Origin of the sequence: Streptomyces sp. 11x1, assembly GCF_032598905.1 — a bacterium.
Taxonomy (GTDB): domain Bacteria; phylum Actinomycetota; class Actinomycetes; order Streptomycetales; family Streptomycetaceae; genus Streptomyces.
On sequence record NZ_CP122458.1, the window covers coordinates 1,996,110 to 2,011,809 of the forward strand.

11 protein-coding genes are annotated in these 15,700 nt (G+C 73.7%); 2 read left to right on the forward strand and 9 right to left on the reverse strand.

Features of this window, described 5'->3' with window-relative positions:
• Positions 1–258: 258 nt before the first annotated feature.
• The 5 genes from P8T65_RS08910 to P8T65_RS08930 all read right to left on the reverse strand — a co-directional run bounded on the left by P8T65_RS08910 (position 259) and on the right by P8T65_RS08930 (position 8,665).
• On the reverse strand, positions 259–2,958 hold the full coding sequence (locus tag P8T65_RS08910) for an SWIM zinc finger family protein (RefSeq protein WP_316724842.1): 2,700 nt from the start codon (positions 2,956–2,958) through the stop codon (positions 259–261).
• Complete coding sequence (locus tag P8T65_RS08915) at positions 2,955–5,819, reverse strand: DEAD/DEAH box helicase (protein WP_316731526.1); 2,865 nt, start codon at positions 5,817–5,819, stop codon at positions 2,955–2,957. Before P8T65_RS08915 ends, P8T65_RS08910 begins: the two co-directional genes overlap by 4 nt.
• Before the next feature lie 217 nt (positions 5,820–6,036).
• Positions 6,037–6,618, reverse strand: a complete 582-nt coding sequence (locus tag P8T65_RS08920) for a sugar kinase (protein WP_316724843.1) — start codon at positions 6,616–6,618, stop codon at positions 6,037–6,039.
• The gene (locus tag P8T65_RS08925; RefSeq protein ID WP_012999673.1) at positions 6,615–7,760 is read right to left on the reverse strand and encodes an ROK family glucokinase; all 1,146 of its coding nucleotides are present in this window, start codon (positions 7,758–7,760) and stop codon (positions 6,615–6,617) included. The genes P8T65_RS08920 and P8T65_RS08925 overlap by 4 nt, the downstream gene beginning before the upstream one ends.
• A gap of 167 nt (positions 7,761–7,927) precedes the next feature.
• The gene (locus tag P8T65_RS08930) at positions 7,928–8,665 is read right to left on the reverse strand and encodes a GntR family transcriptional regulator (RefSeq protein WP_184903873.1); all 738 of its coding nucleotides are present in this window, start codon (positions 8,663–8,665) and stop codon (positions 7,928–7,930) included.
• A gap of 129 nt (positions 8,666–8,794) precedes the next feature.
• Between P8T65_RS08930 and P8T65_RS08935 the strand changes: the two genes are divergently transcribed.
• Positions 8,795–9,805 (forward strand): Gfo/Idh/MocA family oxidoreductase, encoded by a 1,011-nt coding sequence (locus tag P8T65_RS08935; RefSeq protein WP_316724845.1) that lies wholly within the window; start codon positions 8,795–8,797, stop codon positions 9,803–9,805.
• A gap of 281 nt (positions 9,806–10,086) precedes the next feature.
• On the opposite strand, the gene P8T65_RS08940 is transcribed toward P8T65_RS08935, so the two are convergent.
• Together P8T65_RS08940 and P8T65_RS08945 are read right to left on the reverse strand one after the other, a co-directional pair.
• Complete coding sequence (locus P8T65_RS08940; RefSeq protein ID WP_316724846.1) at positions 10,087–11,277, reverse strand: cytochrome P450; 1,191 nt, start codon at positions 11,275–11,277, stop codon at positions 10,087–10,089.
• 94 nt (positions 11,278–11,371) lie between these two features.
• Positions 11,372–12,046, reverse strand: coding sequence for a response regulator transcription factor (locus P8T65_RS08945; protein WP_316724847.1), 675 nt, complete (start codon positions 12,044–12,046; stop codon positions 11,372–11,374).
• 124 nt (positions 12,047–12,170) lie between these two features.
• On the opposite strand from P8T65_RS08945, the gene P8T65_RS08950 reads away from it, so the two are divergent.
• The gene (locus P8T65_RS08950; RefSeq protein ID WP_230213547.1) at positions 12,171–13,199 is read left to right on the forward strand and encodes an aldo/keto reductase; all 1,029 of its coding nucleotides are present in this window, start codon (positions 12,171–12,173) and stop codon (positions 13,197–13,199) included.
• A 32-nt stretch (positions 13,200–13,231) separates the two neighbouring features.
• Here the strand turns inward: P8T65_RS08950 and P8T65_RS08955 are convergent, their stop codons facing one another.
• Both P8T65_RS08955 and P8T65_RS08960 read right to left on the reverse strand, forming a co-directional pair.
• Positions 13,232–14,077 carry a hypothetical protein gene (locus tag P8T65_RS08955; RefSeq protein ID WP_316724849.1) on the reverse strand — a complete coding sequence of 282 codons (846 nt, stop codon included), beginning with the start codon at positions 14,075–14,077 and terminating at the stop codon, positions 13,232–13,234.
• 279 nt (positions 14,078–14,356) lie between these two features.
• Complete coding sequence (locus P8T65_RS08960) at positions 14,357–15,619, reverse strand: histidine kinase (RefSeq protein ID WP_316724850.1); 1,263 nt, start codon at positions 15,617–15,619, stop codon at positions 14,357–14,359.
• Positions 15,620–15,700: the final 81 nt, after the last annotated feature.

Sequence of the window (15,700 nt, forward strand, 5' to 3'; positions counted from 1 at the left end):
TCCTCGGTGCTCGGTCCCAGGCCCTCGAATCCGCCCAGCCGACTCCCGAACGTCAGCGGGCAACTCTCGCACCGTCTTCACCGCAACGCAGGTCACACGCCGCTCACGTCGTCTCCACGCGACGACTGGTACAGGGTTCGAACACACATCCCCGCGTGTCGCACGACCGAACCCGACGGGAAGGGGCGGGCGAGGCACGGGGCACGGCCGCGTCGGTGACTGCCGGAGGTCGGCGGGGCTTCCGGTAGCGGGGTGTGGTCAGTCGTCGTCGGCCGGTCCCAGGACGGTCAGGGCGCCCACCGGGTCGAGGTCCGGAGTGCCTCTCGGCCACCAGTCGTCGTGGCCCGGTTCGGACTCGTACGCGTACCACAGGCCGTCCTGGCCGAGGCGCAGTTGCATGTGGCCGTGGGGGTGGGTGAGGTGGTTGCGCCAGGGGCGGAAGGCCGGGAAGTCGGCGGCGAGCAGCAGGGGGCGGGCGCGGTCGAAGCGGCCGGCCGGCGGGTCCCAGGGCTGCTCCAGCACGGCCAGCCCTTCGAGACCGCCCTGGCGCCAGGCGGCGACCGCGCGGGCCAGGTCGGCCGGGGTACGACCGGTGGCGGCGACCAGCGAGGAGTAGAGGGCGCGGGTGGTGGCGGTGAGACCGGAGCCGGGGCGGGCGGCGGCGAGCCGCACCGCGTCCTGCCAGAGCGTCAGTTCGGCCACCGGGTCCCGACCCGTGGTGAGCAAGGCGTGCGCGCGGGCCGCCGCGTCGGTGGCCAGCTGGTCCAGCGCGAACGGGTCGGGGCCGCCGGGCGCGCCCGGGTAGACCGGCGGTTGTTCCGGGTGCGGCAGTGGGGGCGCCGGGGCGGGCAACGGCGGGAGGGCGCGCGGGGCCAGGGCGTCACGGGCCCGTACGCCCGGCAGCGGCGCGGGCTCCTGCTCCTGCGCGGCGCGCGCCGCGCGGGCCGCGTTGCGCCGTGACAGCGCGTCGATCAACTCCTGCTCGCCCCGGCCGCGCAGCAGCAACAGCACGAAGGGGTCCTCGTCCAACAGCCGCGCCGTCTGGTAGCAGAGCGCCGCCGCGTGCTTGCAGGGGTGCCCGAAGTCGGGGCAGCTGCACCGGGGTTCGAGCTCGCCCGCGCCCGGCAGCAGGCGCACGCCCCGGCCTCCGGATCCGCCTCCTGGCCGGGCCCCGGGCCCGGCCAGGGCGTGGGGCAGTTCCTTGTCCAGCAACGCGGCGATGTGGCCCGGCTGTTCCGCCGCCGCGTCCAGGAAGCGGTCCCATTCGGCGTCGTCCAGCGTCCGCAGCCGGAGCTGCACCCGGTACGGCCGGGGTCTGCTGCCGTGCACATACGCCAGCACCAGCCCCGGCGTGACGGTGATCGCGTCGACGTTCCCCTTGTCGGCGTACACCCGGCCGCGCGCCAGCCGTGCCGTGTCCAGCGCGCCCTCTTCCAGCGCCGTCACCCACGCGTTGCCCCACCAGCTCTCCGCGAACGCCTCCCCGGCGGAGGGACGGGGCGGGAACGGGCGGAAGGTGCGCCGCAGTTCACCGTCCCGTGAGGGCGCGGCCATCGTGCGGGGAACGCGGGGGGTGGTGGGGGCGTCCGGGACGTGGGCCGCGGGGAGGGCGGGGTCCGGGGGCGGGGTGCCGAGCAGGTCGGGTCCGGAACTCGGGCCAGGGCCGGGAGCGGCGGGGGCGCGCGACGCGCGGTCGACAGGTGCGCGCTCGTGCGGCGGCACCGGCTCGTCGGCCGCACGGTCCCACCCGATGTTGGTGTCGATGTCGTTGTCAGCGCCGGTGCCAGTGCCGTTGCCGGTGTACGGCTCCACGGCCGAGGTCTCACCGGGGTCGGTCTCCTCGGCCGGCAACTCGAAGGCACCGGCGAGCAGTTCGCGCAGGTCGCGCGTACGGTCGCGCAGGGTTCGGCCTGCGGGGGTGCCTCCCGAGCGGCGCTCCTCGTGGACCCCTCCGGGTGCCCGGCCACGCGGGGTGTCCCACGGAGCCCCGCGTCCCGCTGCCTCGCCGCCCCCGTCACCGATCCCACCACTGTCGGGGCTCGGCGACGCCCCCCGGTCCGCCCGCGACCGGGCCGACGACGACCCGCCCCGCCGCGCGGCCCGGCCACCCTGGCCCGCGGCCCCGGCCCGGACGCCCTCCGCCTCGACCCGGGCCCGCTCAGCATCACGCGCCGCCCGCAAAGCCTCCCGGGCGACGTCACCGGGCCGCCGACCGGCCCTGCCCGCGTCACCCCGCCCGGCGCCGGCCGCATCGCCTTCGCCGGCCCGCACGGCCGCACCGTCATCGGAGTGAGCGTCGAAGGCACTTGGCTCGCCGGGGACGGCGCTCGGCCTCTCCGGCGAACCGGGCTGTGAGCCAGTGGCACTTGCTGAGCCGGGGACTGCGCCGGACGGACCGTCCTCGCCCTCACCGGTGGTGGGCGTGGGTGCGTCCGACGGGCTCGCCTGCGCCGAGGCGTCCTCCGCCGTCCGCGCGCCGGAGGCACTCGCTCCGCTCAGCGCGGCCACACCCCACTCCTCCGTCGGCCCCTCCACATCCGCCGACCGCGCCCTGCGCAGGGCCTCTCGTGCCACGTCTCCGGGCCGGGCGCCGGGCCTCGCCGCCGTCCGGACGTCCGCCGCGCTGTTCGGCCCGGCCACGCCGGTACCGGGCGCGGCCGCCGAGCCCTGGCCGTCGCCGGGCTCAGCTCCCTGCCCGTCCCGTCCCCGTGCCGCCCGCAGCGCCCGACGAGCCGCGTCGGCAGGGCGGGGCCCGGCACCGGAATCAGGCCCGCCCGAACCTGCCGGCTCTCCCACCTCCGCAGGCTCTCCCATCTCTGCCGCGTCGGACAGCGGCGCATCGTCCGTCTCCGCCGGAGGAGTCCCCTCCACCTCGGCTCCCCGGCCCTCTTCCCCGCTCCGCGCGCTCGCCCCGGCCCGGCCGGGCACCCCGCCCGGCGTCCCCGTACCCCCGCTCACGACGACCTCCGCAGCGACACCAGGTCGGTCAGTTCTCGGTCGGTCAGTTCCGTGAGGGCCGCCTCACCGGAGCCGAGGACGGCGTCGGAGAGGGCGCGCTTGGACTCCAGCATCTCGGCGATGCGGTCCTCGATCGTGCCCTCGGTGATCAGACGGTGGACCTGGACGGGCTGGGTCTGGCCGATGCGGTAGGCGCGGTCGGTCGCCTGTTCCTCGACGGCCGGGTTCCACCAGCGGTCGAAGTGCACGACATGGCCCGCGCGGGTGAGGTTGAGGCCGGTGCCCGCCGCCTTCAGCGACAGGACGAGGACCGGTGTCGCTCCGCTCTGGAAGCGGTCCACCATGTGCTCGCGCTCCCTGACCGGTGTACCGCCGTGGAGCAGTTCGACGGGGACCGCGCGGGCGGCGAGGTGGGCGGTGATCAGCCGGGCCATGCCGACGTACTGGGTGAAGACCAGCGCCGAGCCGTCCTCGGCGAGCACCGTGTCCAACAGCTCGTCCAGCAGGGCGAGTTTGCCGGAGCGGGCGGCCAGGCGGTCTCCGGCGGCGGCTCCCGCCTCCTCCTTCAGATACAACGCGGGGTGATCGCAGATCTGTTTGAGGGCGCCGAGCAGCTTCAGAACGAGACCCCGGCGGGCGATGCCCTCCGCGGTCTCGATGGCCAGCATCGACTCGCGGACGACGGCCTCGTACAGGGCGGCCTGTTCGCGGGTGAGGGGGACGGGGTGGTCCGTCTCGGTCTTGGGCGGGAGTTCGGGCACGATGCCGGGGTCCGACTTCTTGCGGCGCAGGAGGAACGGGCGGACCAGACGGGCGAGGCGGGTGACCGCCTCCTGGTCCTCGCCGTTCTCCACGGCGCGGGCGTGCCGGGCCCGGAAGGACTTCAGCGGGCCGAGGAGCCCCGGGGTCGTCCAGTCCAGGAGGGCCCACAGTTCGGAGAGGTTGTTCTCGACCGGCGTGCCGGTGAGGGCCACACGCGCGGGCGTCTGGATCGTGCGCAGGGCCTTCGCCGTCGCCGAGTAGGGGTTCTTGACGTGCTGGGCCTCGTCGGCGACGACCATGCCCCAGTGCTGGTCGGCCAGGTGCGGGGCGGCCGAGCGCATGGTGCCGTAGGTGGTGAGGACGAAACCGCCGTCGAGGTCGTCCAGGGAACGGTCGGTGCCGTGGTACCGGCGCACGGGGACACCGGGGGCGAAGCGGGTGATCTCCCGCTGCCAGTTGCCCAGCAGGGAGGCGGGGCAGACGACCAGCGTGGGCTCGGGGCGGGCCCGGCGCAGATGCAGCGCGATGACCGTGATCGTCTTGCCGAGACCCATGTCGTCGGCGAGGCAGCCGCCGAGGCCGAGAGAGGTCATGAGGTCCAGCCAGGCCAGGCCCCGGAGTTGGTAGTCGCGGAGGGTGGCCGCGAGGCCCGCCGGTGGTTCGACCGGGCCGAGGCCGGCCGTCAGGCGGTCGCGGAGGGACGCCAGTGCCCCGACCGGTACCGCCTCCACCGTCTCGCCGTCGACCTCCGCCTGGCCGGTGAGGGCCACGGACAGGGCGTCCACCGGGTCGAGCAGGCCCAGTTCGCGCTTGCGGGCCTTGCGCACGAGGGCCGGGTCGACGAGGACCCACTGGTCGCGGAGGCGGACGATCGGGCGGTGTGCCTCGGCGAGGGTGTCCATCTCGGTCTCGGTGAGCGGGTCGCCGCCGATCGCCAGCTGCCAGCGGAACCGCAGCAGTTCCTCGCTCTCGAAGAAGCCGGTGCCGTCCGTGGCGGAGCCGGGCGCGGGGCGTACCTCGGCGCGGGCGCTGAGGTCGTGGGCCAGGTCCCGGGGCCAGTGCACCTCGACACCGGCCGCGCCGAGCCGGGTCGCGGCGACCCCGAGCAGGTCGGACAGTTCGTCCTCGGAGAGGGCGAGGACATCGGGGACGTCCTGTTCGCAGAGGCGGTCCAGGGGCGGCCAGACCCGGGCCGCGCGGCGTACGGCGAGGGCGGCGTCCACGCGCGCGCGGGGCCCGAACGCCGCGTCCGCGTCGCCCGCCCAGAGCGCCGCCGCGTCGACGACGAGGGTGGGGTCGGCGAGGCTGTGCACCTGGACGACGGCGGCGCCCGCGCGCGGGGCCCGCTCGACGTCGTCGAAGAGGTCGTACGCCGACAGGTCCAGGCGCAGGGAGATCCGTACGCCCGCGTCCATGCCCGCGGCGACTTCGGCCGCCCAGTCGCGCGCGTGCGGCAGGCGCTGTCCGGCGTACGCGGCGAAGGGTTTCCCGGAGACGTAGGGCGCCGCCGGGCCGCGTGGGAGGGTGTCGGCGACCGCGTCCAGGAAGGACCGCATCAGTGCCTCCGGCTCGGGCAGCCGGAGCGGCCCCTTGCCGGGCAGCGGGACGGCGTGGCCCTCGTACGGCAGGGCCGCGGCGACGGCTCTGAGGTGGGCGATGTCGTCCGGGTCCAGCGGTCCCGCCCGCCAGGCGTCGTATCCGTCGGCGGTCAGCCCGGGCAGCAGCCTCCCCCGCGCGACCAGCCGCAACGCGTGCAGCGCGGCCGCGCCCCAGCAGGCCGTGGCGGGGTGGGCGGCGGGGTCGCGGCGGGCTCGGGTGAGCAGGGGAAGGGCCTCGCCGACCGGCAGGCACAGTGCGGGGACGGTGCCCCGGCGGGCGCCGGAGCCGTGAGGTCGTACGACGGTGAGGTCCTCGGCGGCGCCCGGGGGCGGCTCCGCGCCCGCCGGGTCCCAGAAGGCGAACCTGCTGTGCCGGGGCAGCGGGGCCGGGAGGAAGACGGCGGCCAGCCGGACGGGGACGGAAGTCCGCTCGGCCACGGCGGGGACGGACGTCCCCGCGGGTACGGCCGTGTCGGCCTCGGGAACAGCCATGTCCCGCATATCTCCGGTCACCTCCCGCCCCTCGTCGGATGAGCCTTCTCCGGTCCGGCTCCCGTCAGCCGCTCTCGACTCGGCCGTGCGACTGGACCACGTGGCTCGGCCACGCGGCTCGACGATGCGACTCGATCAGCTGTCTCCGACTCTACGGGCGGGGTCTGACAATCGGCCGCGACGAGCGGGCGAAGGCCCGGCCGCGACCGTGTCCGGGCAGGTCAGGTCAGGGGACGGTTCGGGACACCACGTACACCATCGGATGGTCCGGGTTGGACCGGTTCACGACGATGTTGTGGGTGGGCGCGGGGTTCTTCTGGACGTTGACGAGGCCGTACCAGGGGCCGGTCCCGGTGAAGTCCCAGCCGACGATGCCCCGGTCACGGGCGTTGATCGCCGCCTTGTCCTCGACCAGGTCGCCGGTGCCGACGCCGATCTGGTCGAGGAAGCTCTCCAGGCCCTCGTTGCTCGTGTAGAACTGCACGTAGAGACGGCTGGTCCGCCAGTTGTTCGTCTCGTAGTACGCGACGTGCTTGGAGTACGGCGGGATCGGCACCTGAAAGAGGCGCTGCTGGATCCGGGAGGGCCAGTGGGCGGTGAGGCCGGTCGCCGAGTACTTCTTCTCCTTGTCCTTGCCGCTGTCGCGGCTCTGGTTGGCGGAGATCACCAGATAGCCGGCCGGTACGCCGATGAGCAGCACGATGATCGCCAGGGTGATCGCCCGGCGGCGGATCACGTGACGGCGGTCCTCGGCCGGCCGCTCCGGTTCCTCGGGGGAGGAGCCCTGGTGGGGCACCACGGCGGTCATGCGGTGTCCTGGGTCGTGCGGCGGGCCTCCACGTACCGCGCGTAACGCTCGTACCGTTCCACCCGGCGCCGGTTGGCGCGGCGGAAGCGGCGGGCGACGAGTCTGGCGAGGTCGGCGGCGCCCACCATGCCGGCCTCGGGCCCGAGCTGGGCGCGGGCGATCCGGGCCTCGGGGCGGTAGCCGCGGCCGGTGAGATGGCGGCGGAAGGCGTCCCGGGCGGGGCCGATCAGCAGGTCGTCGGCGGCCGAGACACCGCCGCCGATGACGAAGCAGGACGGGTCGAGGGCGGCGGCCAGGTTGGCGATGCCGACGCCGAGCCACTGGCCGATGTCCTGGAGCAGCTCGATGCACATCGCGTCGCCCTCGCGGGCCAGCTCGGTGATCATCGGCCCGGTGATGTCGCCGATGTTCCCCTTGACGTGCTCGATGATCCCGTACGCCACCGGGGAGTCGGCCGCCGCGAGTTCGCGAGCCTCTCTGACCAGGGCGTTCCCCGAGCTGTACTGCTCCCAGCAGCCCCGGTTGCCGCACGGGCAGCGGTGGCCGCCGGGCACGACCTGCATATGGCCGAACTCACCCGCGACGCCGAACTTGCCGCGCTTGACCTGGCCGTCCTCCAGGATCGCGCCGCCGATGCCGGTGCCGAGCGTGATCATGACCAGGTGGTCCTCGTCGCGGCCGGCACCGAACCGCCACTCGGCCCAGGCGGCGGCGTTGGCGTCGTTGTCGACCAGGACGGGCACCGCGAGCCGGCCGGCGAGGCGGTCGCGCAGCGGCTCGTTGCGCCAGGACAGGTGGGGGGCGAACAGCACGCGGTTGCGGTCCGCGTCCACCCAGCCGGCGGCGCCGATGCCGACGGCGTGCACATCGTGCCGGTCGGAGAGGTCCAGGACCAGTTCCGTGATGGTGTCCTCGACGACCTGGGGGCTCTTCGACTTGTCCGGGGTCTCCGTGCGGAGCTTCTCCAGGATGTTGCCGTCGGCGTCCACGACGCCCGCCATCACCTTCGTGCCGCCGATGTCGATGCCGACGGTGGGGACGCGCGGGGCCGTCAGGTGGGAGCGGCGCTCGCGCGTTCCCACGGTCCGCAGGACGGTGGCCCGCGCGGAGCCGCGGTGGGTGAAGTCGCGGTAAGTGCTCATCGGGCCGATTCTGCCTTAGCGCTCCGCTCGGTGCGGCGTGGGGGCGGGGGGTGCCATGGGTTGTTTTTCGGGTGCGGGGCCGGTGGGGGCTGGTCGCGCAGTTCCCCGCGCCCCTGAAAAACAGGGGCTGCGCCCCGCGCTTTCCAGGGGCGCGGCACGGAGATCTCCTACGCCCTCACGAGCAGCTGGAAGTCGAACGAGTAGCGGGAGGCGCGGTAGATGTGGGTGCCGTATTCGACCGCTCTGCCCGTGTCGTCGAACGTCGTGCGCTGCATGGTCAGCAGGGGGGCGCCCTCGGGTTCGGCGAGGCGGTCGGCCTCCTCCGGGGTGGCCGTTCTCGCGCCGATGGTCTGGCGGGCGCTGTGGAGAGTGATGCCGGCGGTCCGCATGAGGCGGTAGAGACCGGTGGCCTCCAGCTGGGGCGAGTCGAGGTCGAGCAGGTCGGGCGGAAGGTAGTTGCACAGGTAGGCCATGGGCTCGCCATGGGCCAGACGGAGTCGCTCGATGCGGTGGACTTCGCCGCCCTCGGCGACGGCCAGGGCGGCGGCCACCTCGGCGGAGGCGGTGACGGTGGTGTTGACCAGGACGCGGGTGGCCGGGCGCTGGCCGGCGGCCTCCAGGTCGTCGTAGAGGCTGCTGAGTTCCAGGGGGCGTTTGACCTGGCTGTGCACGACCTGGGTGCCCACACCGCGGCGGCGTACGAGCAGTCCCTTGTCGACCAGGGACTGGATGGCCTGGCGAACTGTCGGCCGGGACAGGCCCAGGCGGGCGGCCAGTTCGATCTCGTTGCCCAGCAGACTGCCCGGGGTCAGCTCGCCGTGCTCGATCGCGGCCTCCAGCTGCTGGGACAGCTGGAAGTAGAGCGGGACCGGGCTGCTGCGGTCGACGCTGAGCTGGAGCGACACGGTCGGATCCACTTCTGGTTTCGGCACGGGCCGAGCGTAACCGCGGTCCCGGGTGACGGGAAGCCGCGTGGTTCGGTTGTCCGGACAAACCATTGACACGGCGGCAGGTACGACCCCACTTTGTTTCCCATGCGCATCGGACTCATCGGGGCGGGTCGCATCGGGACGTTTCACGCGACCACCCTCAGCCGCCACCGTGATGTCGGCTCCCTCATCATCACTGACGTCGACCGGGCTCGGGCCCATGACCTCGCGGATCGCCTCGGCGAGACGGCGGCGCCGGGCGTGGACGAGATCTTCACCTGGGGCGTGGACGCCGTGGTGATAACGGCCGCGACGTCGGCCCACGGCGAACTGATCGGTCGGGCAGCACGCTCGGGACTGCCGGTCTTCTGTGAGAAACCCATCGCCGTCGACCTGCCGGGCACCTTAAGCGCGCTGACCGAGGTCGACGCGGCGGGGACGGTGCTGCAGATGGGCTTCCAGCGGCGCTTCGACTCGGGCTATGTCACGGCGCGGGAGGCGGTGCGCGCGGGCCGGCTCGGACGGCTGCACACCGTACGGGCGCTGACTGCCGATCAGACGCCGCCGCCCCCGGAGTATCTGCCGGTCTCCGGCGGGATCTACCGGGACTGTCTGATCCACGACTTCGACATCGTGCGGTGGGTGACGGGGCGCGAGGTCGGCACGGTGTACGCGACCGGGTCGGACGTCGGGCACCCGATGTTCCGGGAGGCGCACGATCTCGACACGGCGGTGGCCGTGCTCACGCTGGAGGACGGCACGCTCGTCTCGGCCACAGCGGCGCGGGTGAACGGGGCCGGGTACGACGTACGGCTGGAGCTGGCCGGGGAACTGGACACGGTGGTGGTCGGGCTGGACGACCGTACGCCGGTCGCGTCCGCCGAGCCGAGCGGGCCGCCGCCGGCGGACAAGCCGTGGACCGGTTTCCTGGAGCGGTTCGCGGCCGCGTACGAAGCCGAGATCGGCGCGTTCGTGGAGGTGGTGCGCGGGGAGCGGGCGAACCCGTGCGACGGCCGTGAGGCCCTGCAGGCCCTGCGGGTGGCGGAGGCGTGCGAGCTGTCCCGGCGGGAGCATCGGCCGGTCAACCTGGGGGAGATTCCTGGGGGTCGGGAGTAGCGCGACGTCTCTGGGAGGTTCGCGTGTGATCGCGGCTGCCGGCCCGGTGGGGGCTGGTCGCGCAGTTCCCCGCGCCCCTGAAAAACAGGGGCTGCGCCCCGTGCTTTTCAGGCCCGCAGGGCCTGGGGCTTTTAGGGGCGCGGGGAACTGCGCGACCAGCCCCCACCGGACGGACGCTTGGGGTCGAAGGGGCGCAGCCCCTGGGTGGGGGCACCTCCCGCTCGAGCGAAGCCGAGAGTGGGGGAGGGACGGGTAGGGGCGGCGGGGGCGAGGAACCCGCCTCACCAGCGCACCGGCAGGCTCCGAACTCCCCGTATCAACATCCCCGGCAGCCACTCCCCCGGCACCCCGTCCATCGCGAGCCCGGGACACCGCCCCAGCAGCGCGCGCAGAGCCACCCGCGCCTCCAGCCGGGCGAGCGGCGCACCGAGACAGAAGTGGATGCCATGGCCGAAGGCGAGATGACCGCGCGTGTCGCGGTGGATGTCGAAGCGGTCGGGGCCGGGGTAACGGGCGCCGTCCCGATCGGCCGCGGCCAGCCCGATCAGCACCGAGTCCCCCGCCGGGATGACCGTGCCCCCTATCTCCAGCGACTCGGCGACGAAGCGGAACGTCGCGTTCTCCACCGGCCCCTCATGGCGCAGCGTCTCCTCCACGACGGCGTCCACGAGGCTCATGTCGCCCCGTACCTCGGCGAGTTGCCCGGGATGCGTCAGGAGGGCGTGAACGGCACCGGTGATCAGGTTGACGGTGGTCTCGTGGCCGGCGATCAGCAGGATGAAGGCCATCCCGCGCAGCTCCGCGGGTGACAGACGGTCGCCGTCCTCGTCGGTCGTCCGGATCAGCGCGCTCAGCAGATCGTCGGCCGGCGGTGCGCACCGCTTGGCCTCGACCAACTCCTCCAGGTAGGCGGCGAGTTGGACGAAGGCCGCGTACTCGCTCTCCCCGCTGGTGGGTGCCACCGCCTCCGTCGACAGCTTGCGGAAGGCCGCCCGGTCGATCTCGGGCACCCCGAGCAGTTCGCAGATGACGGTGAGGGGCAGCGGGTACGCGAAGGACTCGACCAGGTCGGCGTGGCCGCGCGGCAGCATCTCGTCCAGCAGCGCGTCGGTGATCTCCTGGACCCTCGGCCGCAGGCGCTCGACCCGGCGCCCGGTGAACTCCCGGGCGATCAGCCCGCGCAGCCGGGTGTGCTGGGGCGGGTCGGCCACCAGCAGGTACTTGCCGATCAGCTCCTCGTCGAGGAAGGTCACCCCGATCGTCGAGCCGTCCTTCGACAGCCGGGGGTCGGCGAGTGCCGCCCGCGCCTCCTCGTACCCGACGACGAGCCAGGCCTCGTGGTGCGCGTCATGCTTGGGCAGCCGGACCCGGTGGACGGGACCGCGCGCCCGCAGTTCGGCGTAGACGGGATGCGGGTTCTCGGTGAACCCCGGTCCGTACTCACCGAGATCGATCACCTGCTCATGCCCCATGGCTCCCCCTTCACCCGTCCAACGCCCGCCGTCGCTCAGGAGTGCCCGCCTCGGTCAGGAGTGCCCGCCGTGGGTCAGGGGTGCCCGCCGTCCGTCAGGGGTGCCCGTCCTCCTCCAGCAGCCCGGCGTCGTAGGTCAACAGGGCGATCTGCACACGGTTGTTGAGGCCGAGCTTGGCTAGGACGCGGGAGACATGGGTCTTGACCGTGGCGACGCTCATGAAGAGCTCGGCGGCGATCTCGGCGTTGGAGGCGCCGCGGCCGACAGCCACGGCGACCTCGCGTTCGCGGTCGTTGAGGGCGGCGACCCGCGAACGGGCGGTGGCGCGGCGGGTCTCGGGGCCGGGGCCCGCGGCATGTGCCATGAGCTGGCGGGTGACGGCGGGCGAGAGCACGGGGTCGCCGGCCGCGACCCGCCGTACCGCCTCGGCGATCTCGGCCGGAGCGGTGTCCTTGAGGACGAAGCCGGCCGCACCGGCCCGCAGAGCACGCAGGACCTGGTCGTCGGCGTGGAAGGTGGTGAGGACGACGACCTCGGGCGCGTCCGGGCGGGCGCGGAGCCGCTCGGCGGCCGAGAGACCGTCGAGGGTCGGCATCCGGATGTCCATGAGGACGACGTCGGGGCGCGTACGGTCGACGAGGGCCTCCACCTCGTCGCCGTCGGCGCCCTCGCCCACGATCTCGATGTCTTCGGCGCCGCCCAGCATGAGCGAGAGGCCTCTGCGCACGAGGGGGTCGTCGTCGACGAGGAGCAGTCGGATCGCGGTCATCGGCCCACCGTTCGGATGTCGGTCATGGAGCACCACCGTAGGGCGCTTCGCCCGGACCGCCGCGTCGCCTCGGCCCGACCCGTTAGTGTCGGCCGGTACGGCATTCAACTGACGGAGGTTTTGGGTGCGTTACCGACTCCTGGGCCGGACGGGGCTGCGGGTCTCCGAGCTGTTCCTGGGCGCCATGACGTTCGGGGAACAGGGCGGGGTGGGGGCGCCCCCGCAGGAGTGCGCGCGGATCCTCGACGTGTACGCGGAGGCCGGCGGCAATGTGATCGACACGGCGGTCAACTACCGGGGCGGGGAGAGCGAGCGGATCGTCGGTGAGCTGCTCAAGGGGCGGCGCGACCGGTTCGTGCTGTCCACCAAGTACACCGTGTCCCGGGACGGCGCCGACCCCAACGCCGCGGGCAACCACCGCAAGAACCTCGCCCTGTCCCTGGAGACGAGTCTGCGGCGCCTCGGGACGGACTACATCGACCTCTACTGGGTGCACATCTGGGACCGCAACACCCCCGTCGAGGAGACGATGCGCGCCCTCGACGACGCCGTACGGTCCGGGAAGGTGCTGTACGTCGGCATCTCGGACGCCCCGGCGTGGGTGGTGGCGCGCGCCAACACGCTGGCCGAGTGGCGGGGTTGGTCGCCGCTGTCGGCGCTCCAGGTGCCGTACAGCCTGCTCAACCGGGACATCGAGCGGGAGCTGCTGCCGATGGCGGAGGCGTTCGGCATGTCGGTGGCGGCGTGGAGCCCGTTGCAGAACGGCGTGCTGTCCGGCAAGTACACCCGTCCGGGCGGGGTGGCGCCGGGCACGGCGACCCGGCTGTCCGCCGAGGCGATCGGCGCGCGCGAGCGGGCGGTGGCGGAGGCCGTGCAGTCCGCCGCGGACGAACTCGGCGCCACCCCGGCCCAGGTGGCCATCGCCTGGACCATGGCCCACTCCCCCGCCGTGCACCCCGTCCTGGGCGCCCGCCGCGTCGAACAGCTGATGGACAACCTGGGCGCCGCCCGGCTGGTCCTCCCGGAGGAGGTCCTGGCCCGGCTGGAGGAGACCACCGACTTCCGCCTGGGCTTCCCCGGCGACTTCATCGACGAGGCGTCGGCGTGGGTGTACGGGTCGGTGGGGCAGCGCGTGGTACCGCGTACGGCGTGACCCGGGCCGGGGCCGCCCGTCAGGGCCGCCCGTCAGGCGCGCAGTCGTACGCCGTGGCGGGTGCGCAGCCGGCGTATCTCCCACCACGCGACGGCCGTCACCGAGGCCGGGCCGCCGACGAGGGCGGCGAGCTGGACCGGCGGCGGGCCCGGCGGCAGTCCGCCGACGGCCAGGTTGATGGCGGAGAACTCCCAGACCAGGGCGCCGGTGAGCAGCGCGGGGAGCGCGGGGTGCACATCGACGGTGTTGAAGGCGCTGCGGACGGCGGGCCCGGTGGCGAAGACGATGAAGAGCAGCACCCAGAGCAGCGGGACGAGGAGGGCGAGGGGCGACCACAGGTTCATGTCGGGTGCCAGGTGGACGCGGGTGTAGTAGATCGCCCCGCAGAGGAGCGGGACCGTCGTGAAGGCGCCGACGTACCACACGGCGGATCTCCCGGCGGTGCGCAGCGGGGCGCGCATGGCCCGGCGCGCGTCGGGCGACGACCAGCGGAACAGGGCCGCGACGACCACGGGTGCGCTCAGGAGCAACAGCCAGGGGCTGATGGTCAGCCGCATCATGAACTGCTGCTGGGCCTGGTCGACGTCCTCGGGCTTCCCGTACACCGCCAGGATCAGCAGTGACATGAGGGTGGCCGTCCAGGCGCGTCTGCGCTGCAACCGCGTCACGTCGTCGTCCGGGGGGCGGTGGCGGGAGCGGGAGGGGAAGATCCGCCGGGCGGGGCGGCGCGCCGAGCGGGCCAGCGGGTAGCCCACCAGCAGACCGACGACCATCGGCCACGCGCACATCGCGGCCAGCACCCACAGGCAGCCGTGCAGCCGGAGCCCGCTGAGGAACTCCCTGAGCGGCGGCCATTCGTCCTCGCGCAGCCTTCGCACGAGGGTGGGCGGCAGGCCGTAGGGGGGATGCGGTGGGAAATGCGGGAGGTGAGGGGGATGCGGTGGGTACGGTCCGTCGTCCGGTGGCGGCCAGGATGGCTGATACGGATTCCGTCCCCCGAAACTCACTCCGCTGTCCCCTCCCGTCCCGTTCCCGGGACGCTCCAGTGCTGTGTGCCGTACGTGCCGAGGCGGTCGTACGGGTCAACTGGCCATCATGGGGCAGGAGATGGTGCGGCGCACCCCGATAGTGGTGTCCGGTCGGGGTGGTGCCCGGGGTCAGTCCCAGGGCAGGCTGGCGCGCACCGCGAAGCCGCCGTCCTCCTCGGGGCCGTGGTCCAGGCGGCCCCCGGCCAGCGTGGCGCGTTCGGTGAGGCCGATGAGGCCCTGCCCGGAGCCGGGCACCGGCGGGACCTCCCCCGGGGGCGCGCAGTTGCGTACGGAGAGGGTGAGTCCGTCGCCCGGGGCGCCCGTGACGGTGACGGTGACCTCGGCGCCGGGGGCGTGCTTGCGGGCGTTGGTCAGGCATTCCTGGGCGATGCGGTAGGCGGTGCGGCCGACGGAGGTGGGGACGGCGGCGCGGTCGGTGACGTGCTGGTCGAGGACGACCTTCATCCCGGCCTCACGGCACTCGGAGACGAGGGTGTCGAGCGCGGCCAGGGTCGGCTGGGGACGGCCCGCGTCGTCGGCATCGCCCGCGCGGAGCACCCCGATGATCTCCCGCAGGTCCTGAAGCGCCTCGTGGGCGCTCTCCCGGATGACGCCCGCCGCGCGGACGATCTCGGCCCGCGGCGCGTCGGGCCGGAACTCCAGCGCGCCCGCGTGGACGCTCAGCAGCGTCAGGCGGTGCGCCAGGACGTCGTGCATCTCGCGCGCGATGGCCTCCCGGGCGAGCCGTTGCGCCTGTTCGGCCCGGAGTGCCGCCTCGGTCTCGGCACGTCGGGCGCGGTCCCGGAAGCTCAGCATGAGCTGCCGCTTGGAGCGCACGAACATGCCCCAGCCGACGATCGCGGCGGTGAGGACGAAGACGAGGAGGACCGCCCAGGGGTAGGGGACGTCGGGGTCGGGGCGCAGCCAGAAGAAGAGCGGGGTCAGCAGCAGGGACACGCCGCCGATCCAGGCCACGTACCGGAAGGGCCGGTGCACGGTGAGGGTGAAGAAGGCGATCAGACCGGCGCCGCCCGCGGTGTTCGACACGAAGCAGACGGGGACCATCGCCACGGCGAGGCCGACCGTCCAACGTCTGCGCAGCCAGACGGCGGCGCAGGCGAGCGCGCCCAGCACCTGGTCGAACGCGGCGAAGGCCGGCGGCAGGTCGGGTTCGTTCCTGACGGTGTCCGCGCCCAGGAGGCCGAGGAACACGGCCAGCAGGAAGCAGGTGAAGTCGACGGCCCAGTCGCGGGCGGTGCGTCTGGGCGGCCGTCCGGGTCGGCCGTCCGCGGTGTCGGGGCCGGAGTCGAGGAGGGCCGACGGCAGCAGCCAGTTCCGCCCCGGGAAGTTCGGGGGCTCGGGTACCGTCTTGTCACCGCTCACGGTCGACAAATCTATGGGGAGCCGGGTCCCGCCACCTCCCCTACGGCGGTGATCACGACCGAAGTCGTGGCGCCGTCGACTTTCGGCTGT